This window comes from Micromonospora sp. NPDC051924, from assembly GCF_055586005.1.
This window is the reverse complement of the sequence record NZ_JBVJJA010000112.1, coordinates 1-1,509: the sequence shown is the minus strand read 5'-3', so window position 1 is coordinate 1,509 and position 1,509 is coordinate 1. Positions and strand designations below refer to the sequence as shown.

Genomic DNA, 1,509 nt, shown 5'->3' with positions numbered 1-1,509 from the left:
CAACGCCGTTCAGTTAGGCCGGTGGCTGGCCTGTCAAGGTTCGTTGGTGACGACGTCGATGTTGGTGGTGGCCTTGTAGGTGCGGCGGTCGATGTTCGGTCCGCGGGCCTGGTATTTGGAGTTCGAACGTTTGATCATCCGGGTTTTGGTGCGGATGCGGCGATCGGGTAGCAGGTTCGCCAGGACGCGTTCGCCGATGGCGCCGACCAGGTCGATGACGGTGTCGGCGATGACGCCGGCGGCCAGGGTGATCTGGTCGCGGGCGGCGTTGAGAGCGGTGGTGAAGCTGGCCCGGTCCGGGTCGAGGCCGGGTCGGCTGTCGGTGGCGTCGGCCATCGCGGTGCGTAGCACCTGGTAGGTGATCAGCAGGGCGTGGATTTCCTGGTCGATGCCGTCGGGGGTGCGGGCTCGCAGGACTCGTCCACCGAGGATGCTGGATTTGAGTTCGAGGTAGGCGGTCTCGATCTCCCAGCGCTGGTGGTAGAGCCGGGCGAGGTCGCCGGCCGGGTAGCGGCGGGCGTCGAGCAGGGTGGTGATCAGCCGGTAGTCGCCGGTGTGGCTGCCGCCGGTGGTGGTGATGCTGATGCGGGCATCGACGACGCGGACCCGCAGGCCGCTGACGGCCGATAGCCAGGATCCGTCCGGGTAGCGGCCGAGCACAGGCAGTTTACGGCTGCTCTTGCAGCGGATCAGCAAGTCGGCCCCGGTCGCGGTGATCCTGGTGATCAGGTCGGCGCTGGCGTAGTTGCGGTCGCCCAGCAACAGCATCCCGGAGCGCAGACTGCGGGCCAGATGTTCAGCCTGGGCGATCTCGCCGGTGCTGAGTGGGTCGAACACGGCGTCGAGCACCGAGCGGGTGCCGCAGGCCAGCAGTGCGCTCAGCCGCAGCGTGGGATATCCGGAACCGCCATTGTTGCCGCGCTGCTTGCCGTAGCGGCGCAGGTTGGCCGGCGAGTCCGCGACGGTGAGTACGGTGCCATCGATGACGACCGGCATCAGGCCCCGCCACCACACCATGGCAGCACTGGTAGCCGCCGGGCCGCGGAGCAGTTCGAACAGGGCCCGCATGGGTGCCGAGCCCAGCCGCTGCCGGGCCTGGCGCAGAGCACTGCCCGACGGATCGGGCACCGGCAGCGGACGCAGACCGGCGACGAGTTTCGACCACACCTGCCGGTAGCCCAGATCGGCGAACAGGCAACCCGCGATCAGCAGATAGACCACGACCCGGGCAGGCAGCAGCCGGATCCGCTGCTGCGTACGCCGGGTCGCAGTCAGAACCTCATCGATCATCTCGAACGGCAACAGCCGGGTCAGCTCACCGAGGTGACCCGCCGCGAACGGCCCCGCCGCTACCGTGACCGTCCGGGTTATGGCAATCTGATCCACCAAGCGGAGTTCCTGGTTCTGGGTTGTCTTGGAGTGACAAACCTTGATACCGGAACTCCGCTTCTCACTCTCTGATCAACACACCCTTGACCGGCCTCTCCCACGCCTAACTGAACGGCGTTG

1 protein-coding gene is annotated in these 1,509 nt (G+C 67.2%); it reads right to left on the bottom strand.

Features of this window, described 5'->3' with window-relative positions; all coding sequences use genetic code 11:
* Positions 1-33: 33 nt before the first annotated feature.
* The gene (locus ACZ6S5_RS34850) at positions 34-1,386 is read right to left on the bottom strand and encodes an IS4 family transposase (RefSeq protein ID WP_466006546.1); all 1,353 of its coding nucleotides are present in this window, start codon (positions 1,384-1,386) and stop codon (positions 34-36) included.
* Positions 1,387-1,509 lie beyond the last annotated feature (123 nt).